This is a genomic window from Streptomyces sp. NPDC007896, assembly GCF_042959425.1.
Taxonomy (GTDB): Bacteria; Actinomycetota; Actinomycetes; order Streptomycetales; family Streptomycetaceae; genus Streptomyces.
Genome location: NZ_JBIBKX010000033.1, coordinates 25,399 through 50,260 on the forward strand (window position 1 = coordinate 25,399; position 24,862 = coordinate 50,260).

At 70.5% G+C, this 24,862-nt stretch carries 18 protein-coding genes and 1 pseudogene; 9 read left to right on the forward strand and 10 right to left on the reverse strand.

What is annotated here, in order from left to right; genetic code table 11:
• Window positions 1-199: 199 nt before the first annotated feature.
• From ACFZDJ_RS52680 to ACFZDJ_RS52695, 4 genes are all read left to right on the forward strand, one after another.
• On the forward strand, window positions 200-3,034 hold the full coding sequence (locus ACFZDJ_RS52680) for an SNF2-related protein (RefSeq protein WP_391070287.1): 2,835 nt from the start codon (window positions 200-202) through the stop codon (window positions 3,032-3,034).
• Window positions 3,031-4,308 carry an SWIM zinc finger family protein gene (locus ACFZDJ_RS52685; protein WP_391070244.1) on the forward strand — a complete coding sequence of 426 codons (1,278 nt, stop codon included), beginning with the start codon at window positions 3,031-3,033 and terminating at the stop codon, window positions 4,306-4,308. Before ACFZDJ_RS52680 ends, ACFZDJ_RS52685 begins: the two co-directional genes overlap by 4 nt.
• Window positions 4,309-4,503: 195 nt before the next feature.
• A complete protein-coding gene (locus tag ACFZDJ_RS52690) occupies window positions 4,504-5,316 on the forward strand; it encodes a maleylpyruvate isomerase family mycothiol-dependent enzyme (protein ID WP_391070245.1) in 813 nt (270 codons plus the stop codon).
• 360 nt (window positions 5,317-5,676) lie between these two features.
• Window positions 5,677-5,910 carry a hypothetical protein gene (locus ACFZDJ_RS52695; RefSeq protein WP_391070247.1) on the forward strand — a complete coding sequence of 78 codons (234 nt, stop codon included), beginning with the start codon at window positions 5,677-5,679 and terminating at the stop codon, window positions 5,908-5,910.
• Here ACFZDJ_RS52695 and ACFZDJ_RS52700 read toward each other — a convergent pair.
• Both ACFZDJ_RS52700 and ACFZDJ_RS52705 read right to left on the reverse strand, forming a co-directional pair.
• Window positions 5,892-7,946: a PQQ-binding-like beta-propeller repeat protein gene (locus ACFZDJ_RS52700; protein ID WP_391070249.1), complete on the reverse strand. Its 2,055-nt coding sequence runs from the start codon at window positions 7,944-7,946 to the stop codon at window positions 5,892-5,894. The two genes, ACFZDJ_RS52695 and ACFZDJ_RS52700, sit on opposite strands and share 19 nt — an antisense overlap.
• 356 nt (window positions 7,947-8,302) lie before the next feature.
• Window positions 8,303-10,345: a PQQ-binding-like beta-propeller repeat protein gene (locus ACFZDJ_RS52705; RefSeq protein ID WP_391070251.1), complete on the reverse strand. Its 2,043-nt coding sequence runs from the start codon at window positions 10,343-10,345 to the stop codon at window positions 8,303-8,305.
• Between the two features lie 120 nt (window positions 10,346-10,465).
• Here ACFZDJ_RS52705 and ACFZDJ_RS52710 point away from each other — a divergent pair, with 120 nt between their 5' ends.
• Window positions 10,466-10,918 carry a hypothetical protein gene (locus ACFZDJ_RS52710; protein WP_391070253.1) on the forward strand — a complete coding sequence of 151 codons (453 nt, stop codon included), beginning with the start codon at window positions 10,466-10,468 and terminating at the stop codon, window positions 10,916-10,918.
• Window positions 10,919-11,401: 483 nt separating this feature from the next.
• Window positions 11,402-11,523 (forward strand): annotated as a pseudogene (locus tag ACFZDJ_RS52715) (IS982 family transposase); the annotation flags it as partial.
• Window positions 11,524-12,928: 1,405 nt separating this feature from the next.
• Here the strand turns inward: ACFZDJ_RS52715 and ACFZDJ_RS52720 are convergent.
• Together ACFZDJ_RS52720 and ACFZDJ_RS52725 are read right to left on the reverse strand one after the other, a co-directional pair.
• Window positions 12,929-13,969 carry a fatty acid desaturase gene (locus tag ACFZDJ_RS52720; protein WP_391070289.1) on the reverse strand — a complete coding sequence of 347 codons (1,041 nt, stop codon included), beginning with the start codon at window positions 13,967-13,969 and terminating at the stop codon, window positions 12,929-12,931.
• 174 nt (window positions 13,970-14,143) lie between these two features.
• Window positions 14,144-14,347: a cold shock domain-containing protein gene (locus ACFZDJ_RS52725; RefSeq protein WP_391070255.1), complete on the reverse strand. Its 204-nt coding sequence runs from the start codon at window positions 14,345-14,347 to the stop codon at window positions 14,144-14,146.
• Between the two features lie 884 nt (window positions 14,348-15,231).
• Between ACFZDJ_RS52725 and ACFZDJ_RS52730 the strand changes: the two genes are divergently transcribed.
• The gene (locus tag ACFZDJ_RS52730) at window positions 15,232-15,486 is read left to right on the forward strand and encodes a hypothetical protein (RefSeq protein WP_391070257.1); all 255 of its coding nucleotides are present in this window, start codon (window positions 15,232-15,234) and stop codon (window positions 15,484-15,486) included.
• Here the strand turns inward: ACFZDJ_RS52730 and ACFZDJ_RS52735 are convergent.
• The gene (locus tag ACFZDJ_RS52735; protein ID WP_391070259.1) at window positions 15,480-15,770 is read right to left on the reverse strand and encodes a hypothetical protein; all 291 of its coding nucleotides are present in this window, start codon (window positions 15,768-15,770) and stop codon (window positions 15,480-15,482) included. The two genes, ACFZDJ_RS52730 and ACFZDJ_RS52735, sit on opposite strands and share 7 nt — an antisense overlap.
• Window positions 15,771-16,093: 323 nt before the next feature.
• Between ACFZDJ_RS52735 and ACFZDJ_RS52740 the strand changes: the two genes are divergently transcribed.
• Entirely contained in the window at window positions 16,094-16,381 is a 288-nt protein-coding gene (locus tag ACFZDJ_RS52740) for a Helicase associated domain protein (RefSeq protein WP_391070291.1), read from the forward strand.
• A gap of 244 nt (window positions 16,382-16,625) precedes the next feature.
• Here ACFZDJ_RS52740 and ACFZDJ_RS52745 read toward each other — a convergent pair whose 3' ends face one another.
• On the reverse strand, window positions 16,626-17,843 hold the full coding sequence (locus ACFZDJ_RS52745) for a SpoIIE family protein phosphatase (protein WP_391070292.1): 1,218 nt from the start codon (window positions 17,841-17,843) through the stop codon (window positions 16,626-16,628).
• A 494-nt stretch (window positions 17,844-18,337) separates the two neighbouring features.
• Between ACFZDJ_RS52745 and ACFZDJ_RS52750 the strand changes: the two genes are divergently transcribed.
• A complete protein-coding gene (locus ACFZDJ_RS52750; RefSeq protein WP_391070261.1) occupies window positions 18,338-18,838 on the forward strand; it encodes a hypothetical protein in 501 nt (166 codons plus the stop codon).
• 226 nt (window positions 18,839-19,064) lie between these two features.
• Here ACFZDJ_RS52750 and ACFZDJ_RS52755 read toward each other — a convergent pair whose 3' ends face one another.
• The 4 genes from ACFZDJ_RS52755 to ACFZDJ_RS52770 form a co-directional block, all read right to left on the reverse strand.
• The gene (locus ACFZDJ_RS52755; RefSeq protein ID WP_391070262.1) at window positions 19,065-19,625 is read right to left on the reverse strand and encodes a CAP domain-containing protein; all 561 of its coding nucleotides are present in this window, start codon (window positions 19,623-19,625) and stop codon (window positions 19,065-19,067) included.
• 1,167 nt (window positions 19,626-20,792) lie between these two features.
• On the reverse strand, window positions 20,793-22,655 hold the full coding sequence (locus tag ACFZDJ_RS52760) for a GMC family oxidoreductase N-terminal domain-containing protein (protein WP_391070264.1): 1,863 nt from the start codon (window positions 22,653-22,655) through the stop codon (window positions 20,793-20,795).
• Window positions 22,652-24,046 (reverse strand): hypothetical protein, encoded by a 1,395-nt coding sequence (locus ACFZDJ_RS52765; protein ID WP_391070266.1) that lies wholly within the window; start codon window positions 24,044-24,046, stop codon window positions 22,652-22,654. Before ACFZDJ_RS52765 ends, ACFZDJ_RS52760 begins: the two co-directional genes overlap by 4 nt.
• Window positions 24,043-24,759 carry an FCD domain-containing protein gene (locus ACFZDJ_RS52770; RefSeq protein ID WP_391070268.1) on the reverse strand — a complete coding sequence of 239 codons (717 nt, stop codon included), beginning with the start codon at window positions 24,757-24,759 and terminating at the stop codon, window positions 24,043-24,045. Before ACFZDJ_RS52770 ends, ACFZDJ_RS52765 begins: the two co-directional genes overlap by 4 nt.
• Window positions 24,760-24,862 lie beyond the last annotated feature (103 nt).

Consider the following 24,862-nt stretch of genomic DNA (forward strand, 5'->3'; position numbering starts at 1 on the left):
TCCCCATCCGCCCGACGTCCGCGGGCCCGCGGCTGGTAAACCCTCCTCCCCACCCGTGACGGTATGGCCCGAACTTGCCGGTGGGTGACAGTGCGTGGTGGAGTCCGGTGGTGGGCGTGTGCGGTGAGGACCGCCCCGGATGGCGATGGAGCGGAAGAGCGTGGCACGGATCGTCGTACGAGAACCGGGCACGGGCACGATGAGCGCACCGCCGCCGGCCGCCCCCGGGGCTGCCACTTGGGCACGGGGGCTGCTCGACGGGGGCTGGGCGGCGGTGTTCCTGCCCGGAGAGCCGGCCCGTCTCGGGCGTGTGCTGCTCTGGCAGCCTGCCGGGGCGGTCGCCGAGGACGATGGCGTACGTCCGAGTGTGGAGACCGACTCGGTGGAACTGGTGCTGCCGCACGGCCGCTCGGTCAGACGGCGCAGGGTGGAGGGCTACGCGCTGCCCGTCACTGTCGCCGTGTCTGCCCTGGAGGGGGCGCGGCCGTCGCATCCGTCCGCCACCGCCTGGCAGGCCGCCGCCCGGTTCGCGCTGCGGCTGCTCGCCGACGGCCGCCTCCACCCGGCCCTCACCCCCGCCGGTTACGACACCTGGCAGGCGGGCCCCTTCACCGCCGCCCAGCGGCAGACGCTGGACTCCCTGGCCGCCGCGTTCCCGCCGCACGCCCACTGTCTGCCGGAACCGGGTCCGCCACCGCTGCGGATCGCCGAACCGGCGGCCCTGGTACGCCAGTTCTGCGACGCGGTCGCCGACGACCTGGTCCGTACCCCGGCCGCGCCACTCGCCATGGGAGCACTGCCGTACGCCTGGCGTGAGGTGCGTGCCGTGCCCGCCCTGCGCGAGTGGTCCGAAGAGACCACCGCTGCGCTCACCGCCGAGGTCGGTGTCTCGCTGCGCGTCGACCTGCCCGAGGGGCGGCGCCGGCAGTTCAGGGCCGTCCTGCAGTTGCACACCGCGGCGGATCCGGCGCTCCTCGTCCAGGCGGCACGGCTGTGGAGCGAGCCGGCCGAGGTCGAGCGGCTGCTCGGTCCGCGTGCCGAGACCGAGACGCTGCTCGCGCTGCGCCGCGGTGCCCGTGTCTGGCCCCCGCTGCAGCGGCTGCTGAAAGACGCCGCCCCCGAGGAACTCCGGCTGACCGACGACGAGGCCTTCGACCTGCTGGGCGACGCTACCGACGCGCTGCGCGTGACCGGTATCGACGTGCACTGGCCGCGCGAGCTGGTCAAGGCACTCACCGCGACCGGGGAGATCGGGCAGCGCACCGCCCCCGGCTCCAGCGCCGGCGGTCTTCTCGACGCCGACGCCCTCCTCGACTTCCGTTGGCAGATCTCGCTCGGCGGTGAGCCGCTCACCGACGCCGAGATGGACGCCCTCGCCGAGGCCCGCCGCCCCCTCGTCCGGCTGCGTGACCAGTGGGTGGTCGCCGACCCGAAGCTGGTGGCCCGCGCCAGGCGCCGCCGGATGCAACCGCTCACCCCCATGGAGGCGCTGAGCGCCGCGCTGACCGGCGAGGTGGAAAGGGAGGGCGAGCCGATCCCCTGCGCGGCGGTCGGCCAGTTCGGCGACCTCGTCGCTCGTATCCGCGATCCCGAATCCCCTACCCCCGCCGAGCAGCCGGCCGCGCTCAAGGCCACGTTGCGCGACTATCAGAAGCGGGGCCTTGGCTGGCTGGCCGAGATGTGCGAGCTCGGCCTCGGCGGCTGCCTCGCCGACGACATGGGCCTGGGCAAGACGATCACCCTCCTTGCCCTGCATCTGCACCGCCAGACCGACCCCGCCACCGCGGGCCCCACCCTTGTCGTGTGCCCCGCCTCCCTGCTCGGCAACTGGCAGCGCGAGGCGGCCAGGTTCGCGCCGTCCACGCCCGTGCGCCGCTACCACGGCGGCAGCCGCCACCTCGACGACCTGGCCGGCGATGAAATCGTTCTGGTCACCTACGGGGTGCTGCGCCGCGACCGCGAAGCCCTCGCCGAGACGGCTTGGTCGCTTCTCGCCGCCGACGAGGCCCAGCACGTCAAGAACCCCTACGCCGTCACCGCCCGCGAGCTGCGCGCCCTGCCCGCCCTCGCCCGCGTCGCCCTCACCGGCACCCCGGTGGAGAACAACCTCTCCGAACTGTGGGCGCTGCTCGACTGGACCACCCCCGGACTCCTCGGCCCGCTCTCCACCTTCCGCGACCGGCACGCCCGCCCGGTCGAGACGGGCGAGGACCCCGAGGCCGCCGAGCGTCTGTCCCGTCTCGTCCGTCCCTTCCTGCTGCGCCGCAGGAAGTCCGACCCTGGGATCGCGCCCGAACTGCCGGCCAAGACCGAGACCGACCGCGTCGTGTCGCTGACGGCCGAGCAGACCAGCCTGTACGAGGCGGTGGTCCGCGAGACCATGGCGAAGATCGAGGAGTCCGAGGGCATCGCCCGGCGCGGCCTGGTGCTGAAGCTGCTCACCGCTCTGAAGCAGATCTGCAACCACCCGGCCCAGTACCTGCGCCAGTCCACGCCGCTGCGTGGCCGCAGCGGCAAACTGGACCTGCTCGACGAGCTGATCGACACGATCACCGCCGAGGGCGAGTCGGTCCTGGTCTTCACTCAGTACACGAAGATGGCGGCCCTCCTGGAGAAACACCTCGCCGAACGCGGCATCCCCACCCTCCTCCTGCACGGCGGCACCCCCGTCGCGCAACGCGAGGACATGGTGGACCGCTTCCAGCACGGTGAAGTACCGGTATTCCTGCTGTCACTGAAAGCGGCAGGCACCGGCCTCAACCTCACCCGCGCCACCCACGTCGTGCACTACGACCGCTGGTGGAATCCTGCCGTCGAGGACCAGGCCACCGACCGCGCCTACCGCATCGGCCAGGACAAACCCGTCCAGGTCCACAAGCTCCTCGCAGAGGGCACCGTGGAGGACAAGGTGGCCAAGCTGCTGGAATCCAAGCGCGCGCTCGCCGACGCCGTCGTCGGCTCCGGCGAGGCCGCCCTGACCGAACTGTCCGATGCCGACCTCGCCGAACTCGTCGCCCTGGGGAGGCAGTCATGAGCCCCTCGCTGCCCGGCCAGCGCCGTGCGCCCGCCCGAGGCAGGCACGCCTTCGCCGCAACCTGGTGGGGCCAGGCGTGGGTAACCGCCCTGGAGGACTCCACCCTCGACGCCGGGCGTCTGTCCCGCGGACGCACCTACGCCCGCAAGGGCATGGTCGGCCCGACCACCGTCGCCCCCGGCCATATCAAGGCCTCTGTCCAGGGCAGCCGGCCGCGCCCCTACCGATCCTCGGTCCACCTGCCCGTCCTCGCCGACGCGCAGTGGGACACACTGCTGGATGCCGTCGCGGCCCGTGCCGGGCATCTCGCCGCGCTCCTCGACGGCGAGATGCCCGCCCAACTCGTCGACGCCGCCCGCCAGGCAGGCGTCCCCCTGCTGCCGCAGCCCTCCGAACTCGACCCGGACTGCTCCTGCCCCGACTGGGGATACCCCTGCAAGCACGCCGCCGCGCTCTGCTACGCCATCGCCGCGACCATCGACACCGACCCGTTCGTGCTCTTCGCGCTGCGCGGTCGCAGCCGCGAGGAGGTCCTCGCCCAACTGCGCGCACGCCGCACCGCGAGCCCGGCGACGGACACCCCGCCGGCTCCGGCCGGGATCCCCGCCGCCAGCGCCTACGCCGCCTGGGCCGAACACACCCCCACGCTGCCCGACCTCCCCGCACCATCCCCCCACGCCGCCGCGCTGCCGGTCCCCCCACCGTCCGACAGCGGCCTGTCCCTCACGGACCTGGAACGGCTCATGGCCGACGCAGCGGCACGCACAACGCAACTGTTGTCCGGCGACACCACTTGCCTGCACCTGACCCAGCACCAGGACGCCGTACGGATCGCCGCGAGCAGCCCCGGACCCGAGTGGTTCCATAACCTGATCCAGAACACCGGCACCAGACCGACCACGTTCGCCCGCCTCGTCCGCGCCTGGCGCCACGGCGGTCCCACCGGCCTCACCGTCGCCGAACAGCCCCACACCCCCGACCCAGCGGAGATGGCAGCCGCCCGCACCGCCCTGACCATGACCCTCGCCGAGATGGCCACCACCCCTGTCCCCCTCAGGGCCTGGCGCAACCGCCTCACCCTCCCCGGCCGGGGCATCCAGCTGCGTCTGGGCCCCGACGCCCGCTGGTACCCCTACCTCCAGGACGACGACGGCGAATGGTGGCCCGCGGCACCAGCCGACACCGACCCCGTCGCAGCGCTCACCTCCGTCTGGCAACGGTGCCCCCTGTACGTCGGCGACGCGCTCTCCACGGACGATCCCCCTCCACCATGATCAACCAGAAGATCCTCCCACCCGGTCAGCCAACGCGAAAGCGCCCATCCCAGCGCCCCGACCAGCACACTGACTCAATTTTTCGTGTCAGTGTCCTCTGTGGGACGCGACCCCCTCGGATTTGCCTTCGAGTGGACTCCAGCCTCCACACTGATCACGACAAGATCCGTGCTGCGGACAGAAAGACGGCAGTAGATGGAGACGACGAGCCAGACGGGGCACCCTCTGCCCTACGACACCTACCGGCAGGCGGTAGAGCGGGAGACCCTGCGGTTTGCCGAGGTGGTCAAAGGTGCGGACCCCGCGACCGCCGTGCCCTCCTGCCCCAACTGGACGCTGGCCGAGCTCACCCGGCACGTGGGAGCGCTGCAGCGCTGGTTCTGCACGCTGCTGACCCGGCTGGTGCAGGAGCCTCCACACAGTCGCGACGTGGAGCTGGGGCTGCCGGAACGCGCGCAGGAATATGGCGACTGGGTGGCAGCGGGCGTACCCCAAGTGGCCGCCGTGCTGCGGGCCACGGATCCCCAGGCGGTGATGTGGGCGTGGGGTGAGGACCAACACGCGCGGTTCTGGGCCCGCCGGATGCTGTTCGAGACGCTGGTGCACCGGGTGGACGCGGAGCGTGCCGTCGGCCGGGAGTCGGACATCGACCCCGCGCTGGCGGCGGACGGGGTTGACGAGTTCCTCGTCAACTTGCCCTACGCGGGCCTCTTCGCTCCAGCTGTGGCGAAGCTGCACGGCAACGGCGAGACCATCGCCTTCCAGTGCGCGGACTCCGCCGGCGAAACCGGCGAGGAGTGGCGGGTGCGGCTGGATCCGGACGGTTTCCGACTGCTGACGCGGGCCGGAGCCGGCGCCGCGCCATCCAAGGCGCAGGCGGCAGTACGGGGGCAGTCGGCCGACCTCCTCCTGCTGCTCTACGGGCGGCGGTCGTACCAGGAGACCGCCTTCGACATCTCAGGAGAGGTCACGGCACTCGACCGCTGGTTCGCCCACACAGCCTTCTGATCCGCGCCAAGGAGCGCGCTGGTGGGGCTCGGCGACGGACTCGACGGACTCGACGCCCAACGGCTCCCCTTTGAGCTCGTTCCCGAACCGCTTGCCCGACCCACCGTCCGCACTCAGGAACCAGCCAGCCGCCCCCCATCGCCGGCGCCATCCGGACTCGGTGAGCCCCCCGCGGCGAGGTTGCGGCGGTTGTTGGCGAGCTTCTTCCGGGTGCGTGCCGATGGAGGGTACCGGCCTGTGCAGCCCGGATGCCCTCGCCCGGCTGTGGCCCGGGAGTGACCCGGGGGCCGAAGACTGCAAGAACGGTCTTCGGCCCCCGGCGGGGTCGGCCGGGGCTGGCCTGACGACGGGTGGCACCGGGTGCACTCGAATCGCCGCATCACCAGCACGCCCGCCATGGCGGGCTTGGCGGCGGCCGACCTCGTGGTGCCGGTGCTGGTCGCCGTACCAACCGTGCCGCCGGTCCCGGTCGAGCAGGACCTGGCCGTCATGCCGGTCGGCGCAGATCCGCAACCCGGCGAGCGGGCCGTCCACGGTGAGCAGGCGCGGCCGTCCGAGGTCCTGGTGCAGGAGGGTCAGGTGTGCATCGCGTAGAGGAAGTCGTCCAAACTGCCGACGTACACGGTCCCGTCAGCCACCACGGGCGACGCATACACCTCCCCGCGGGTTTCCAGACGCCAGCGTTCTTGGCCCGTGGCCGCGTCCACCGCCCAGAGGGACATGTCCTCGCTGCCGATGTACACGGTCCCGTCAGCCACCGCCGGCGACGATTGACGAGCGGCTCCGGTCTCCTGCTTCCAGCGTTCCTCCCCCGTGGCGGCATCCACGGCCCACAGGTACCAGCCGTTGCTGCCCATGTACACGGTCCCGTCGACGATCGCGGGTGTGGACCACGTCGGCCGGCCGAACGGCCGCTCCCAGCGCTTCTCGCCGCTGGCGGCGTCCAGCGCGATCAGGCAACGGTCACCGCCGACGTAGACGGTGCCGTCGGCCACCACTGGTGAGGCGTGCGGTGAGGCATCGGTTCTCACCTCCCAGAGCCTGCTTCCGGTGGCGGCGTCCACCGCGTACAGGGAGTCGCGGGGGAAGGAGACGTAGACCCGGCCGTCGGCCACCGCGGGGTCGGTGAACTGCTCGTAGGAGCGTGGACGGCGCGGCCTGAGCCGCTGCTTCCACCGCCTGCGGCCCGTGGCCACGTCCACGGCCCAGAGGACTCCGTCACGGCCGGCCATGTACACCGTGCCGTCGGCCGCCGCCGGTCGCGCATCCTGCACGTAGTCGGTCGCACGCTTCCACCGCATGCGGCCGGTGACCGTGTCCACGGCCCACAGGTGCTTCCCGTTGCGGATGTACAGGGTGCCGTCGACGACCACCGGTGACGAGTGGAACGGGAGGGCGGACCTCAGTCTCCACCGCTCCTGGCCTGTGGCGGCGTCCAGTGCCAACAGGCCGCCAGGATCGGTGGTTTGGTACACGACGCCGTCGGCAACAGCCGCCGTGAAATACCCCGCACCCGGGGCCTGCACCCGCCAGCGCACGGTGCCGCCGATCGGAGCAGGGGCTGCCGGAGCGGATCCTCGATGGGTGCTCGTCCGTATCGGATGGGCAGAGGCGGAGGGGTGGTCCTCGGCGGGTGCTTCACCCGGTCGATGAGCCCGCACGGCGTAGAGGTGCTTGTCGAGGCTGTCGACGTACACCGTGCCGCCGCTCACCAGAGGCGTGGAGTGCACCGGCCCGGTGGTCTTGCCCTTCCACCGCGCCTCGCCGGTGGCAGCGTCCACCGCCCACAGGCGCCCGTCGTGGCTGCCCGCGTACACCGTGCCGTCGGCGACCGCGGGCGTCGCGAGGATCTCGCCGCGGGTCTTCAACCTCCATGTTTCCCGACCGGTTCCGGCGTCCACCGCGATCAGGTACCAGCCGCGGACACCCGCGACCGCGATGCCCTCGGCCACCGCGGGGCTCGCCCACACCGCCCCTCCGGTCGACAGCCGCCAGCGTTCCTCACCCGTCGCCGCGTCCATCGCGACCAGGCCTTCGTCATAGCCCACATACACGCTGCCGCCGGCCACCGTCGGCGTCTGTCGCACGCCCCCGTGGGGAAAGACGTCCCATCGCCTGCTTCCGGTGGCCGTGTCCAGGGCCAGCAGATGCCCGCCCACGGCCGCGTACAGGACACCATGGGCCACTGTCGGCGGTGGATTGTGAGATGTGCGATAGTCCGCCACCGTGACGTTCCACACCGGTCGGCCGGTGAGACCGTCCACCGCCCACATCCTGCCGTCGTGTGAAGCGGCGTACACGATGTGGTCCGCCACCGCCGGCATCGACATCTTCGACCGGCGCGATCTCCACTTCCACCGCACGTCGCCGGTCCCGGCGTCCACCGCCGTCAGACAGCCGACCGTGTCGACGAAGTACACAACGCCGTTGTCGGCCACCGGAGATGAGTCGATCGCGGAGTCGTCGCGCAGTGTCCAGCGTCGCTGTCCGGTGTCCGTGTCGACCGCCACCAGACCGAAGAGGTCATCAAGGACATAGACGGCGCCGTCGGCCATCGCCGGCGTCTCGTAGAGCATGCCCCCGCCGGGCACCCTCCACAGCGTCCTGTCGTCGACGTCGACACCAGCCATCGCTTCCCCCCTCCCCGCACAACAGCGTTCGCCTGATGCCCTGCGGGCGACCGCACCGCGGAAGCCGCCAAGGCAACGAACCTGACATGTCGCGTTTGAGGAGTGCAACCATGAATCCCCGTAGTCCCACGGCCTGTTGGCTGTGCCTGGCCTCGCAGCACTCCTGTCCCGGCTGCGGCTGTTCAACGGGCGAGCAAGCACAGCAGATGCTCGTCCCGCAGCGCTGCGGGACGAACTACGCGTGCCATCCCAGGCGTTCGGGCCCCGGGCCGACCCGTCGCGCACGTCACGTAGGATCTCGGCGCCCATCCCGAGGTGTCGCGTGACCGGGTGAGACGGGTTGCGGCCGACCGCGTTCACCGCCTGGTGAGCGGGAGTCCGAGCACTCCGCGGTCGTGTCCGACGATCAGGTCCAAACCCGCGGCGGCCAGAGAGGTGAGCGCCACCTCCAGGGCGATGTGCCGCACTGTTCCGGTCTCCGGTTCCCATACCCTTAGGCGGCGCCCCAGTTTGTTGCCGGTGACCAGGACAGAGCGCCCGCCGTGCAGCGTGGTGGCGGCCATGACCGGAAGACCGGCGGTGCCCGTCGAGGATGGCAGGCCGTCGCTGACCGGGTCACCGGTCGCGAGGTCCCACAGCATGACCACACCGCGGTCGTCTCCGGTGGCCAGCACGTTACGGTCCCGCGTGGGCACAGCCGCCACCGCTGCCACCCGGTGGCCGGCATCGTGGAGGGCGCGTTTGCTCAGCTGCACGGCCGCGCCTCGTTCCCAGGGGTCGTCGACGGCCGGATCCCACACGTGCACGCGGCCCCCGGTGTCCGCGGCCGCGATCAGCGTATGGCCGGCGGAGATCGGGACGGCGGCGATCGACCGGATCGGACTGCCGTAGGGGTTGAGGCTCCCGACAGACTCGCCAGTGGCTGGATCCCACAACCGGACCGCGCCTCGGGGGGCCGCGGTGACGAGCAGGGTCCGACCGTCGGGGACGGTCGCGGCGCACATCCCGATCACCTCGCCCAGCCGATTGCCGGCCGGTTCGCGGACTGGCCGGCCGGTGGCCGGATCCCACAGGGTGATCGTCCCTGTTTCGCCTCCGGTCGCCAGAAGGACGTGGCCGTCGGGCAGGGGCAGGGCCGTCATCGAGCGGATACGGTCGGGATGTCCTGGCAGCGGGTCATGGGTGAGTCGGCCGTCGGCCGGATTCCACAGGCAGACCGCGCCCTGGTCCCCCACACCGGCGACGAGCGTTGGCTGACCGGGGCGGGACACGACCGTCAGTGAGTTGACGCCCCCGCTGGAAAGGGGCGCGGGATCGGAAAACGCTGCCAGGTGGCCCCACGGTGTGCCGTCGGACGTGAGCAGGGCGCTCCCGTCCTGCCGAAGCCGGTTGGCCGCTACACCTGTTGGGCCGGCCGCCGCCGGCGTCACCGTGGAAGTCGGTCCTTCGGCAGCCGTCGACTCCCCCCTCAGGTGGTTCTGGGGGTGCGCGCCGTCCGGGTTCTCCGCCAGGCCGTCAGCGATCGTCCAGGTCCGCTCGCAGTCCCAGCAGCGGAAGTATCCGGTGAGCAGCATCAGTTTGCGGGCCCATTCCCTCCCGGCCCGCTGCGGGGTGCCCTTGGCCGCGACCATGCCGGCGACTAGGCACAAGACGGCCGACCCCGGCGTTTCGGGGGGTACTCCGGCCACCGCGACTTCGCGTGCCACCCGCAGGAAGGGCTCCCACCCCTCCCCCAGCGTCTCCTCGCGCAAGGCCGTGGCGACCTCGCCCCACCGGTGTTCCCCCGGACGGACACGGTCAGGATCAGGCAGCCCCGGAGCCGCGAGAGACGGACGCACCGGGTCCACGAAGAACTCGGGGATCTCGGTATCGCTCCCGCACCCGGGACACAACAGCCCGAGGTGCCCTTCCTGGGGCTCAAGAGACCACAGTGCTGTGCCGATGTGGTGACCGGCGAAGGCGACGCAGGACAGCGCGAGGGAGACACAGGCCTCGGCCGGAGCGTCGGCGGCGAGGAGGCTCCGTACGGCCGCCTGCTCGGCCAGACGAAGTGCGGCGTTGAACCCCGCCTCGAGATCGGCCGGGACGGGGGGTCTGTCCTCCGCGGTCACGATGCATCCCAGGTCCACCCAGAAATCCACGGACTGCCCCGGAGGCAGGGCCGCTGCCGCCTCGGCGAGATACGGCAGGGCCGCATAGGCCCCGTCAAAGACGGTCCCGTCGTCCAGCAGGCCTCCGGCCAGATAGGTCCAGGTCTGCCTCCAGCCATTGCCGGTCTCGGTGACAGTGCTGGAGACAGCGGTGGAGGCCATCTGCTCCAGAAGTACCTCCACCTCCTCGGCCGTCACCCCGTCGAGGTCACGCCAACGAGGGCTGTGCAAGGGCAGTTTCGGAATCATGGAGTAATACTCGCAATCAGCGGTGACAGCAGAGGTCGAAGGTCCGGCAGCCCGCCGCTTCCAGCAACCCGGCCTGCGCGTCCGTCAGTTGAGATGCCGTGACCTGGCAGACGAAGTGAAGTGCGGCTCGGCAGCACGGCACACCCCATCGCGGATCATCATCTGCTCGACGACAACTGCCACGGAGCGGGGCACGAGGACGGCTCTGCTCCCGCCAGTGTCGGCAGGACGAATGGCTCAATTCTCTCCCTGCCCGACGACTGGATCGCCGTCTACAAGCCCGTCCGATCCCACAACGAGGGGATCCACGGGCGCCTCAAGAGCGACGCACTCGACATCGGCAACCCCAAACACCGCCGGGCACGAGGCCAGGTCGTCCGGACCCTCCTCGTCGCCCTCATGGTCACCGCCGGGAACGACATCCTCGAAACCTGGCTCTACCAGCGCACCGGCACCCAACTCACCGACACCGACTACGCCGACACCGCGCCTCAGCAACCAGCACAGCCAGAGAAGGCCCCGCTCGCAGGCATCGGACGGCCGCCGGATTTCTGCTGGCCGCATGCTCAATGAGTTCCGTCCTGGACGGAATCGCCCACAACCACTGTCCCCGCCCGTGCGAACCGTCCCTGCGTCATGGCCGCCTTCGGCCTGCTGCTCTGCCCTGTATTCGGCAGCGGCCTCTACGGCATCGCGGCGGCCGTGGTCCTCACCGGCCTCACCCTGGCCCCCAACTCACCACCCAGAACACCCTTCTGGACTCGCTGGTGCCGCCTTACCAGGTCTCCCAGGCCTTCGGTTGGATCACCACCTTCATCGCCCTCGGCAACGCGGTCGGCCAGGCCGCGAACGGCGGCGTCATCGAACACAACGGTCACCAAACAGCGTTCCTCATCGGTATATCGAGCGTTCTCGGCTTTACCGCCATAGTCGCTCTCGGCCGACACCGCCTTCGTTCTCACACTCAGCCTGTGGACAGCGCTGGGAAAAGATCAACCTGAACGCGGGAATTGAGAAAGACCCCAGCCGGAACGCTGCAGGTCAGATCCTTCCGTCGGTGCCCCAACCCCTGCCGGAGTTTTCGCCCGCACCGGCCAACGCCTCCTCGCCCTGGCAGCTGGCACAACTGGACCACCGACGCCAAGGTCAAACGCTCACTCATCGCCTACGACCACTGAGTACATCGGACAGATCACCAGCTCGCAGCGGCTGATGAAGGCATCGTCGCTCCGGGCGCCGTCCGCCGGCTGTTCCCGGTCCGCCCCCGCGCCCGCCGACCGATGGGCCAGCAGGCTCTCGAGTTCGGCGGCCGTACGGGAGAACTCCAGTTCCTGGTAGGCATAGCGGGCCGCGGCCGCATGGCACGGTGACCGTGGCGGTCACCGTGGTGACAGCCGCCACCCAGAGGGCCGCGCTGTCCGTGCCGTAGACGCCGGCCAGAGCGCCCAGCCCGGAGACGACGACGGCCAGGGACACTTCGCGGCGCCGCACGGCCGTGCACCTGCGGGACATCTGCGCGGCGCGGCGGCCGATAGTAGTCGTGGATCTGTCCCGTGAGCCGTATCGCGACGTAGGAGCCGACATCGCGGACCAGCGGCAGCGGGCGCAGCCGGGGTACCAGGCCCTCGGTCCGGTGCAGCAGGGCGCCAGCCTGGGCCGTCACGCGGTCGGCCCGGTCGAGGAGGGTGCCGTCGATGTCGCCCTCCCGGTAGACGTCGGCGCGAGCCAAGGCCACGTACACCTCGCTCTTGAGCGCCGCACTGACCGAGCGCAACCGGGTCCAGTCCCGGAGCGAGGATGCCCCCAAACGGCCCGCAGCGACGAGCACGAGACCGGCGGACAGGCCGCCCAGGAAGGTCAGCGTCCGGCCGGGCGTGGGGTGCCCGCCCATGAGCTGGCCGTGACGGATTCACCCGGTTCCACCATGCGGGTGATCCTGCCAGCCTTGGCTGAGGGAGTATCAGTGCGGTGAGGGGGAGCGGGTGGCGGAAGGACAGCGGGAGTCCCGGGGCGGGCCCGGTCCGGTGGCGGGAGGCGGGGCGCCGGGGTCACCGCCGGCCCGCCCGGCCCCCGCGCGCGGCCGCGGAGCTGAAGCAGTCCCGGGTATGGGGGGTGGTGCTCCAGTCGGCGGGCGTGGTGGCGATGTCCCTCGGCATGGCGAGCGGGGCGCTCGCGTACCGGTCTATGCGTACATGGCACGCCGAGCACGGCTGGCCCGCCGTCGCCGTCGAGTGGGTGCTGATGGCCGCCCTGCTGACGAGCGGGCGACGCGCGCTCCGGCACGGCAGCCGACACCGGGCCCCGGTGCTGCGGGCGCCGGCCGAGCTGCCGGAGGGCGAGAAGGCCAGCGCGGTGACGCCTTCCGCCCCGTTGGTGACGTCCCCGCGAGTTCCGCGACGCGCTGTCGGCCGTCCTTGTCCCACACGGACACCCAGCCCCCGTCGTCACCGACCGCCAGCCGGTCGCCGGACGGGCTGAAGTCCAACCACATCTGACGGTTTGGATCGTCTTGGTTCGGATCCGCCGAACTCCGTCAAGACGTCCTCAGCGTATGCGCGTCGGCCGGTACCGGCAGGCAAGTGCTCAGTACTCCATTTCGGGGCGCAGGGGGCCGCCGACCGCATGGAGGTGCCGCACTACTTGGGCGTAGGAGTTGAGGAGTCCGGTCTCGTAGTAGGCGATGTCGTGCCGGGCGCAGAAAGTGCGCACGAGTTCCTGGGCATGGCGCAGGCTGGGCCGCGGCATGGAGGGGAACAGGTGGTGTTCGATCTGGTAGTTCAGTCCGCCAAGTGCGAAGTCGGTGAACCGGTGGCCACGAATGTTGCGTGAGGTCAGTACCTGCCGACGCAGGAAGTCGATCTTGTCGTCCTTGGCGAAGACGGGCATGCCCTTGTGGTTGGGGGCGAACGAGCACCCCATGTACAGCCCGAACAGCCCTTGGTGCACGACGAGGAAGCACACGGCCTGGACGGGAGACAGGACCAGGAACACGGCGGCGAGATAGCCGCCGAGATGCGCCGTCAGCAGTCCCGCCTCGGCCAGTTTGGCCGCCCGCGAGGTTGCGGTACCGGTGCGGTCCAGCAGCGCCCGTACTCCGGCGACGTGCAGGGCGAGTCCTTCCAGGAGCAGCATCGGGAAGAACAGCCAGGCCTGGTGACGGGCCAGCCATGCGTACGCTCCGCCGCGGACCCGGGCGTGGTCCTGGGTGAAGGCGATCGCGCCGTCGGCGATGTCGGGGTCGCGGTCGACATGGTTGGGGTGGGAGTGGTGCCGGTTGTGCTTGTTGATCCACCAGCCGTAGCTGAGGCCGATCAGCAAGTCGGCGTGCACGCGACCGAGCAGGTTGTTGACGCGCTTGGAGGCGGCGATCTGGTGGTGCCCGGCGTCGTGCCCGATGAACCCGGTCTGGGTGAACATCACCGCGAGGAAGGCGGCGGTCAGGAGTTGCCACCACGACTGACCGATCAGGGCGAACGCGGTCCAGCCTGCGGCCAGCAGGAACAGGTTCGCCCCGACCTTGACGGAGTAGTAGCCCGGCCGCCGCTTCAGCAACCCGCTCTGCTTCACCTCGCGGGACAGTGCGGCGTAGTCGCTGCCCCGGCCGCCGGGCGGCGGTTTGGTCATCTCGGTGTGGTCCGCCGGACCGGGGCCCCGGGTGCTGATATCAGTGGTCACAGTGTTCCTTTCAGCGTACACGGGCGCTGCCTCCGATGCGAGGGCGGGGCACCGCAAGCGGCACCCGTTCAGAAGCAGCACGAGGCAGGCCCACGGCGCGGGCCTGCCTCGGAATGGGATGTCTCAGAGCGCGCGGACCTGATCGGCCTGCATGCCCTTGGGGCCCTGGCGGGCGGTGAACTGCACCCGCTGGTTCTCCTCCAGGGAGCGGAAACCCCCCGTGTCGACCGCCGAGTGGTGGACGAAGATGTCGGCGCCGCCCTCATCAGGTGCGATGAAACCGAAACCCTTGTCCGGGTTGAACCACTTCACGGTTCCTTGAGCCATGTGACGTCTCCTTCGCGATGGCGAGTAGTGCGGAGAACGCGCACTCGCACGCTCCCGGGCTGCCAGTCGCCAGCCGTCGAAGAAAACCCCCCGAGAACGGCGAAGCACCCGCTGTCAGAACTCCACGGGCGCTTCCACGTTCGCAAACTTCAACTACAACCACTCGCTACAACGTCCGGAGCGCCGGGAAGGTTCCCGGTCGGACGGGGAAGGGTCCGGCGACGCCCTGGCGGGTCGGTTCCGGGTCCGGAGGGGAGTACGGTTGCGGCATCGATCACACCTCGCATGCCGTTATCCGTTTCGGCGTCGCCCTCGGGGAACGGCAAGGCCGGAGCGCATCCGGTCCCGCTGCCCGTAGCCGTCGCTCATTGCGAGGAACCCGCGGCTCCTCGGGAATGGGGAGCGGCTGTCCGGTGGCGGCCGGTTCTGCGACCGTCCTGACCGACTGACGAACAGGTCACCCGACACGCCCAGCCCACCTCTGGAGAAGGCCAGGTCACAGAAGGTCTGCCGGTTCGCGACCCGCGTACGCGCCCATGGTCGAGAGGTGCGAGGCTGGGCATCGTACGATGCGTGGACTCCATGAGACGGGCCGGGACGAGCTGAGGCTCAGCTGTCCCGGAACGTCGCGAAGGGCCTGACCACCGGGTGCAACCAGTGACCAGACCCTCCGTCGAGTACAGCAGTCCCCCGAACCCGGCCGTCTTGCATCCGGCCGGACTCACTGCTGAGCTCAGGCCTTTCGGCGGGGTCTACGGGGTCTGGATCAGGGCCAGAATGACCGCTGATGCCAGCGCGTGCGGGTGTTCTCACGGATCTTCTGTCGGAGCCCGCGCGGCAGGTGGAGATGTCCATCGCCGTGATGACCAGCTCGAGCCGGAGCGATGAAAATTCTGCGGCTGTACCAGCGCATCCTGCGGGGCGGCTCCTTCCGCATCAGCGTCAACGGCGCCAACGCCGACTCCGGGACGCTGCCCGGCACCGGCAGCGGCGACAACATCGCCGAGGTCGAGAAACTGCTGCTCTACCTGTCGGACCTGGACGTCGTGCAGCGCCACTGCGAGACCTCCTTCCCCGCACCCCTGGCCTACACCGATGCCGAGCGCATCGATCTGCTGGATCGCACGGCTACTCACTGAGGGGCCGCTGCGTGGCTTACCGGCCCGCCCGCACGCTCACGGTCACTCTCAACGGCCACGACGCCTCCGCCCTCCGGGCCGTCCTCGGCCCACAGCCCCAGTGCCTGCGCATCAGCCCTCCGGGCTTCGAAGTCGCCATCGACGGCCACACCATGGGCATCGGCCCCGTCCATCTCTTCCACACCCGCGCCACCGCCGACAACGGCCAGCAAGCCATCGAAGCCCTCAACACCGGACGCGCGGCTGGCACGCAAGCCGTAATACGCCCTCAGGACGGCGAGCACTACCGTCTCTTTCTCGCCGGTGTCCCCGACGACAGCCTCCCCCCTGGCCCCTGGTTCCCACCCCGCTCGTCCGGCAAGCCGCCATCACCGCCATCTGCAACGGCACCGAACGGCATCACCAAAACTCACTCGAGGCCATCCGCCTCGACCACCGCGCCGAAACCCACCACCGCCCCACACGAACCCGCCAACCCCACCCGCCAACCAGCACAAACAACTCTGACCAGCGCAAACACGCACCCGGCCATTAAGCCCTGCCGCTACCTACACCAAGCCCAGCCCCTCCCCGCCAAGAACACACAACCCCAGCTCACACACCTGAGATCCCCACTCGAACGGCTCCCCCCGCCTCTCAACAGACCAACAACACACCAGCTCAACCCACACCCCGCACACCAACTACCCCCCTCCCAGCGTCAGCCGGCCATCTCGCTGCGGCACGTCAGTTCCACGCCCGCGAGGGGCACTTGAACGTGCCGCGCAAGCATGTCGAAGACGTCGGCGGCGTTCCGGTCAAACCGGGTGGGTTCCTCGACAACACCCGCCGCACGGCCTCAAAACTCACCCCCGAGCGCCACGCGGAACTCGAAGCTCTCGGCATGCGCTGGTAGGACGGCTGGGACGGCAGGCGGCCGCCCCGGCGGAGGAACGACAAGGCGACCGACCTGGCCTGCCTCGGTGACGACAGCAGCAGGAAGCCACCTCCCAGGAGCGTCCACGGGAAGGAAGGTGAGTCACTTATTGTGCATGCTTCATTCACAATAAGTGATGGATTCTCGCCTGGCGCAGAAGATTGGCGTGGGCGTCATGTCCGGCCGCGGCGAACGTACGGGACATCGCGCGCGGGCTACCGCGTCACCGGTGCTGCGGACGCCATTCGAAGAGCAGGATGGTCACGTCGTCCCGCAGTTGGTTGCGCTGGTAATCGAGGATGGCGTGGATGAGCAGCCGCAGCACCTCGGCCGGGCGTTGTCCCGCGGAGGAGGAGCGGATGATGAAGTCGGTGAACCGGTCGAGGCCGAACTCCGCACCGTCCGCGTCGCGAGCCTCCACGACACCGTCGGTGTAGAGCAGGACGCAATCGCCCGGTTCCAGGGTCGTCTCGTGGACTTGCCGGGCTGACGGGGCGAGTGGGCCAGCCAGGCCGATCGGCGGCTGTGGGGGGCTGTCCAGCGCCCGGACGACCACCCGCTCGGCACGGATCAGCAGCGGTGGGGGGTGACCACAATTGACCCAGCGCAGCACCCCGGTCTCGGCGTCGAGCCGGCACAGCACGCCGGTGCAGAAGGAGTCGGGCAGCCACTGAGCGAGCGCCTGGTCGACGGAGCCGACGACGTCGGCCAGGTCGGCACCGCCCCGGCGGGCGTTACGCGCCGCCGCCATGGCGACCGACGTGGTCAGGCCGGCGGTCAGATCGTGCCCCATGGCGTCGAGGATCATGGTGTGCAGGATGTTCTTGACCACCGAGTGGTCGAAGGCGTCGCCGGCGATGTCGTACGCCGGTTCCAGGACCGCGGTCGATACGCACCTGCTGCTGCCGATGGTGCGGGGTGGCAGGAAGGCCCGCAGCATCTCGGCGGGCAACCGCATGGTCGCAGTGCGGGTGCGGGCGGCGAGCCAGTCGCTGTAGGCGCGCTTGGAGGTGATCAGCATGGCGAACAGATGGGCCAGCATCCGGCTGCGGCGCATCCGCACCCCGTCGAGCGAGGCGGTCCGCACCGCCAGCACGCCCAGCCGCTCCGCACCATCGACCAGAGGCAACCAGAGGATCAAGCCGTCGTCGGCCTCGGCCACCCGCGGGGAGACCGTGCGGTACGCCCAGCCGGCCGACGAGCGGTCCACCGGCAGCGGCTCCAAAGCCTCGTCGAGTGGGATGAGCAGCTGTTGTTGCAGGTCGGCAAGGTAGATCAACGCGGTGTCCAGGCCGAGGGCGGAGGCGCACCGGTTCGCCAGGGCGGGCAGTTCGACTGGCAGGGTAGTCTGCGCCTCGATGATCAGCTCTTCCAGCCGATTCTCGTCGACGACGGTGTCGGGACCGGAGGACGCGTGCGGTGGGTCCGACACAGGGATCACCCCTTCCGTGCCCAGTTTCACACCGTTCCCGTCCTCTCTCACGTCAGCCCGTGGCGAGGCGAGAGCGACGCCAGGGCGGTCAGCTGAGCTCGGCCGGGCCTACCTCATGCGCCAGCCACGTGATCAGCCGGTCCGATATCAAGATCACCGCTCTACCGCCAAAATCCAGTCCGGTCCTTCGCGCGCGGCGGCCGGAGAGGGGCCGATCGTGACGGACAGCCGTCACGGGGTGCCGCTTATCGCAACGGGCGTACAGCGTCCTTGGACTTGAGCACGTCTCAGCGGCAACCCGCGAGAGCCGCCCCGGTGACCCGAACGCTGCCTGGCGTACCACTACGCACGGGACCATGGTGAGTTCGGGCGGCTCCACTGGCAGCGGCACGGCGAACAGCCCCGTTCTGTACGTGCGCTGCGCGTAGTGGGAAGTTGGAGGGCCTGGTGGTCGGGTTGGTCCTGGGCCCCAGGCCTTCCACTCGCCGTAGAGAGGATCGACCGTGACCTCGGACCACGACATGCTGTGGCGTCGCTGCGGGCTCCTGGGCCGTGTCCTGCTGCCGCTGGTGGACCAGGAGCCATGGCGGCAGGCTCGTCGCCAAGAGACCCTGAAGGCCCGGGGCATCGACACGGCGGCAGGCGAGCGAATGATCGAGATCTTCGCGGCCCTGGCCGCCCACGCCGTCGCGCTCGACGCTTCCTGGTCCGCCGCAGAATTCGGGGCTTTGCCCCTCCGGGCCGTGGCCGACGCGGCGGCCGGCAAGCGCGACTACGAACTGCTCGCCGGGCTCCCGGACACCTTCGCCGACGACCGTGACGGACAGGCCGTCAACGTCTTCCGCCTGTACACCTACAAGGGCGGGCAGTACAGCCACCGACTCTTGCTGCTGAGCTGGGAACTGCGCTACGCGCTGAACGTCCTCGCCGAACGCACGCCGACACCGTCACCCACGTGCGGGGACGTCTTCCACCGGGCGGCTGAGGCCGGCCTGCCGCAGTGATCACGAACATCAGACAGGCTGAGGCCGCGCTCCGCGCCGTTCCCGAGCCGGCATGCCCCGGCCACGCCAGCCACACGGGCCACCGCAACACGACGCACGGCACTCCCCCAATGCTCGTCGAAAGGGCCGGGCGGCGATCCCCCAGCCGGCGTGCACAGGGCCGTGCGCCGCTTCGGGGGTCGGCACGCGCGGCCCTCAGCGCGGGGGAACCCTCGCTCGGCTCGGCTCAGGGTTGGGTGCAGATGGCGGACCGGGCGTTCAGGCGGCGGTGGTAGCCCAGGAGGTTCACGTCCCAGAACGTCCTGTCGTAGCCGAGGCCGATCGCCACGACGTCCCGGTCCATCAGGGCCCGGTAGAAGGCGTTGTCCGGCCTCGGGTCGGTGGCCATGTCCGCGAAGTACCCGTCGTGGTTGTAGCCGGAGAACATGAACTCGAGGATCGTGTTCGAGTAGATGTCGGCGTCGGCCAGCCGCGCCCGCTGGTCCCTCCCGTCGCTGCCCGTCCCGGTGAGCCTGCCGATGTTGGCCATGTCGATCGCGTGGCTGCGGCTCACGTCACTGGCCCGGTCGGAGATCAGAAGCGGCGACAGTTCCTGCGCGATCCGCTCCTTGTTGATCTCGCACGTGATGTAGTCGACGTTCGGGTAGTACTGGCGCTGGAACGCGGCGTGTCCGGGCCCGGCCGACGGGACGGACGGGGGCACCGCGGCGGCCCGCGCCGGAGCGAGCGGGCCGAACAGGGCGGCGGCCGTCGCCACCGCAACCGCCGTCATCGCCAAGCGCTTCACGTTGACACCTCTCACAGAACCCACATCGGTTGACCGGATCGTTGGCAGCAGTGTGCCGCGCCGACCCGCCGACCGCGCCGGCGACAGCCCGAGGTCCCCCGAACGCACCAACGCCTGAGTGCCCCGCAACGCAAGGGCCGAGGTGATCCCAGAACTCGTGAACATCACCCTTGACGAATCCCGGCGTGCTCCAGAACTCCCGTCGAAGCGCTTCCACTTCCCATGAACAAAGTCAGGCGAGCGCCGATACCTCGCCCTCCAGGTCCCGGCGCGACTTGACTGCTTCGCTCTGCATCAAGGGTGATTGCTCGGCTCAGCCGGGTACTGGCGGCCGGAGATCGTCACGACTAGGCGCGGCTCCGGGCAGACTTGACGGCGCTGGGTCAGGTCCCGGACGGCGAGCACGGTCAGGGCGGGAACAGCAGGAGCATCCCGGCCAGCAGGCGAGACGCGTCACCGTTGGCCTGTCCGGGTACCGGATCGAGGACCGCGACCGGCGGCCAGTCCTCCCTGCTGATCAGTGGCACGCCGCCCGCCCAGTTGGCTCGAGTGGTCCGGGGACCGAGTCCCCCAGCGGCGCAGGGCGGGGCGTGAAGGCCGTGCCACGGCCCTTTACCACTCCTTAAGTCGTTCAAGTAACGCTCGGCAGTCCCCGAGCGCCCGGTGGTTGCCACCCTGCAAGGGCTGCCAGGTGTACTCGCCCCAGTAGTCCGACCAGTCCCCGTACCACGTCGAGTAGGGGATCATCACGTCCGGTGCCTCACATTGACCGAGACCACTCACCAGATGCCCGCGATTGAGTGAGGCGCGCGACCGCATGCCTCACTGAGACCGGGACCGCCTCAACTTCGCGGAGAAGGTCAGCTGGTCCCCCGCCTCAGCTGGCTGCGCACAGCCCAGGGGCAGCTGCGGCAGCTGGCTGAACAGGAGCGTGCTGCACGGAAGTTGGCGGCCCGCCGGGAAGCGGACCGGCGTGCCCGGTGGGGGCCGGGCTGGAGCGAGGGCGAGGCGTTCGCCGTGGCCGGGCCTACTACCGGCACGCGGCCCCGAAGTGATGCCCGCGGCGGCCCGAAAGTGCAAAAACCCGCCAGGATCTGCTTGAAGAGCCGGAAGGTTGGCGCGCGGCCGGGGCTGGAGCGGCGGCGCACCGCGGACGGCAACGACTGTTCACGACACCTTCGTCACGAAGCGATCGGCGACGGCCAGGGCGGCCGCCATGATGCTCAGTTGCGGATTCACCTCCGGACAACTGGGCAGCACGGAGCCGTCTGAGATCAGCACGCCGTCGACGCCGCGCAGACGCCCGTCCGGGTCGGCGGGTGACCGCTCGGGGTCGGTACCGGCAGCCGCCGTACCCGTGGGGTGAAACGCGGACACATGCAGATGCCGCGCGGTCACCGTGTCCAGCAGTGCCTCGAGCTGGGCCGGGGTGCGGGCGCGCGGCACCTGCGGTACACCGGTCAACACCTCCTCGGCGCCCGCCGCGAACAGCAGGCGGCCCATGGCCCGTTGGGCCCGGAGCAGGCGGCCGGCGTCGCGCGGCGTCAGATCGTAGCGCAGCAATGTGCGGTCCCTGCCGAGGACACGCCCCGAGGGCCGGTCGGCGATCATGGCACCGAGTGTCGCGAGCTGATCCGTCCCTTCCAGTTCCCGGCGCAGCTCGCGTCCGATGCCGGGCAGCACGAACGAACTCATGCCTGCCGGCGCCGCGGTGGCTTCGATCAGGATGCCGTCGTCGCGCAGGTGCTCCACCCCGACGCTCTGCAGGACACCCTTCCAGCCGGTGACCGGGCGGCCGAAGCGTCCCGCGACGCTGATCGCGGGGTGCACGCTGAGGTTGCGGCCGAGCCGCGGGTGTCCCCCGAGGCCGGAGCGGCGCAGTAGCGGCGGGGTCTGCAGGGCCCCCGCGGCGACCACGACCAAGGGGCTGAGGATCTCCAGTTCGCTGCCCTCCGGGCGGCGAACCAGTACCCCGGCAGCCCGTGGACCGCCCGGCCGGTCGCGGTCGACGAGGATCCGCCGGACGCGAGCGCCCGTCACGATAAGGGCGCCGGCCGCGCAGGCCTCGGGAAGCACGGACAGCTGGACGCTCTGTTTGGCACCGGTGGGGCAGCCGACGACACACTGGCAGGACCCCCTGCAACCCGGGGCGTTGCGACGCAAGGGTGCGGCGGCCCAGCCGAGCGCCTTCGCTCCGGCCAGTGCGAGCAGCCCGTTCTTGCCCAGCACCTGCAGCGGCTGGGGTGCCACCTGCAGGGTGCGTTCCACCTCGTCGAGGTGGACGTCGAAGCCTTCGGCCGCCGCGAAGCCGTGCTGGTCCAGCCAGCGGGTGAGGACGTGGTCCGGTGTGCGATAGCACGTTCCGGAGTTCACGACAGTGGTGCCGCCGACCGCGCGGCCCACGGGCAGGACCAGCGGGGGGCTGCCGAGGGCGATCGTCGCGCCGCCGTCCCGGTACAGGTCGGTGAAGCGATCGAGCGGGGCCCGGCGCCCGAACGACGCACTGGTGTGGTGCTCCCCCTCCTCGAGGACGACGACACGCATCCCGACGCGGGCGAGTGTCCGGGCGGCTATGGCTCCGCCGGCGCCCGAGCCGACAACGACGGCGTCGGCGCTCGAGCGCGTGGGCCAGTCGCGGGACGGCGTACAGTCGAGCGGCGGGTCGTCGGGGCCGGACGCCAGGGGCGCCGGGCGGTGCTGATGCAGCGTCCGTTCGGTACCGGCCGCCAGCAGCAGCGGTACTTTGACCGCGTCCAGGAGCGGCAGCAGGGCCCGGTGGGAACCGAGCGCCCCCATGACCTGCTCCCGTTGCGCCGCGCTCAGCGCGGACAGCCGCCTGCCCGTTCGGGCCACGGTGTAGGCGTCGATCGCCACGGCCGCGGCGCGCACGGCCGTCCGTACCGGAGCGGGCATGGCGTCGAGCAGCATCTCGGCCCTGCGCGGCACGGCCCGCGTCCACGCGGAGGTGCCGTCGTCCGCGAGCAGGGCGGCTACAAGTCCCGCCAAGGCGGTGCGACCTCGAGAGTTCATCGGTCGCCGACCTCCGCGTGCGCGGTGCCCGACAGCCGCCATACAGCCTCCCGCCGCCATGTGCCCCACCAGCGTTCCAGGCTGACCACCGCGTCCGCCCTCTCGCTGTTGCGGCAGACCGCGGTGGAGCCGTCGGGGTCGGTGTAGCCGAGCGTCACTGTCTGTTGCGGCGGCTGGGTAACCGTCACCTGTATGCGGCTCAGGCCCGCCCTGCCCTCGACCCGCCACTCGGGCAGGCGGATGTCCGCGCGGAACCGGCCGATGCCCGCCCAGCCCACGGCAGAGCGTTCCGCGCGCCGGGGCCAGGTACGGCCGTTTCGGTGCAGGCGCAGGAAGACCAGGGGCGGCAGCCTGTCGAGTCCGCGGCGCATGGATACCGCGGCGATGATTTCCAGGACGTCGCCGCCACCCAGGTCGGCGTGGAGCCAGGCCCAACGGCGGGCGTTGCCGTGGCCGTAGATGCGGGCGCCGGCTCCCGGAGCGTCGTCCAGCCGCAGCTCACCGGTGCCGTACCGGATGGTTCCGCTGTAGCGGGCGCGGGCGGCGGGGAGCATGTGCGAGGCCGGCAGCCAGGGACGTCGCCAGGACCAGCGAGGGAAGGTGTGAAGCGGCGGACCTTCGGGTCTCTCGGTGAGTGCCCAGGTGAACGTCCCGGCGGAGCCGGTGAGCCGGCCGGGTCGGACGCAGATGCCCTCGGCGGTGAAGCCCTCCGGATGCGCCGTCCACGGTACGGGGCCGAAACGTGTGTGTTCGGCGGGGCCGTCCTTGGGGAAGACGGCGATCCAGCCGTGCGCGTAAGCGGCGGAACCGTCAGAGGGCGCCACCAGTTCGTGGTGCAGCCAGATCCCGCTGTCGGTGGCCGGATCGGTCAGAGTCGTGTACCAGACCTCGGTCCGCCCCGGTGTGCCGTCCCAGCGCGACGTCAGATGCCTGTCGGCAGGGGACGCGGCCGTACGAGGGAACCGGAAGCTCGCGAGGAAGGGCAGCAGACCGGTGGCGAGGGGGAAGCGCAGCGTGCCCTCGCCCACGCGGTCACCGTCCTCGTACAGGGTGTACGGCAGTACGGTCAGTGAGGCGAGCGGATGCTTGGGCGACACCGACTTCCAGCCGTCCAGAGTGAGGCGCCGGCCTTCCATGGCGAAAGTGATCCGGTAGCGGATCCTGCGGCGCGACAGGGGCGCTATCTCCAGCTCGCCCTCGGCTTCGGCGTCGTCGGCCCGTCCCGCTATGCGTACCCGTCCGCTCACGTGCGCCCGCGTCGTGCGGTGGGGCAGCAGCACGGCGTCGGCACGGGCCAGCAGGTCCAGCCGCACGGGGCGGTCGCCGTCCTCGCCGGCCAGGCGCACACGGCCCAGCATGGTCTCCTTGAACACCGTCCCGTGTGAGCTCACAGGGCACCTTCCCGGCGTCCGCGGGAGCGTGCCAGCCCCTTGAGCATGATGCGTTCCGTTGCCGACAGATAGTCGCCCGCGGCGGTGCGTGCCGCCTCCTGGTCGGCGGCGGCCACCGCCTCGACGACCGGTGCCAGACGGTCATGAGCGGCCCGGGGATCCTCGAAGGGCCTGACCAGTGCCCCGCGCACCGGCAGGTAGGCGTTGAACAGGGTGTTGGTCAGCAGGACGTACACCCGGTTGCCCGTGGCACGGGCCAGTGCACGGTGCACCTCCACGTCCGCCAGCTGCACGGGCTCGCCCCCCGCTGCATCCCCGACGGCCGCCAGCAGCAGACGCAGTTCGGCGACCTGGGCCGCCGTGGCGCGAGTCGCTGCCCGTTCCACGATCAGCTCACCGATGCTGCGCCGGACTTCGAAGATCTCACCGATCCAGTCGGGGCTGTGGCGCACGAGCATCGGCAGGAGGTCCGCCCCGCCCAGGCGCAGGAAATCCCGTACCCGGGTACCCACTCCGTGGCGCGTCTCCAGCAGCCCGGCGTGCGCCAGTCGGCCGAAGGCGTGCTTGAGGGAGGTGCGGGTGACCCCGAATCCGTCGGCGAGTTCACGTTCGGGAGGCAGATAGCTCCCGGCGGGATGACGCCCGGCGAGGATGTCCTCGCGCAGCCGCTTCTCCAGCACGTCGACGATCGTCTCGCGTGGCAGTGCCTCCACCCCGGCCCCCAATGATTCAGTGGTTCAGTGGCTCAGCCACTGAACCACTGTTAATGACACGGCGTCAATAAGAGTGGCCGGACAGCGGCTGTGCCACGCGCTT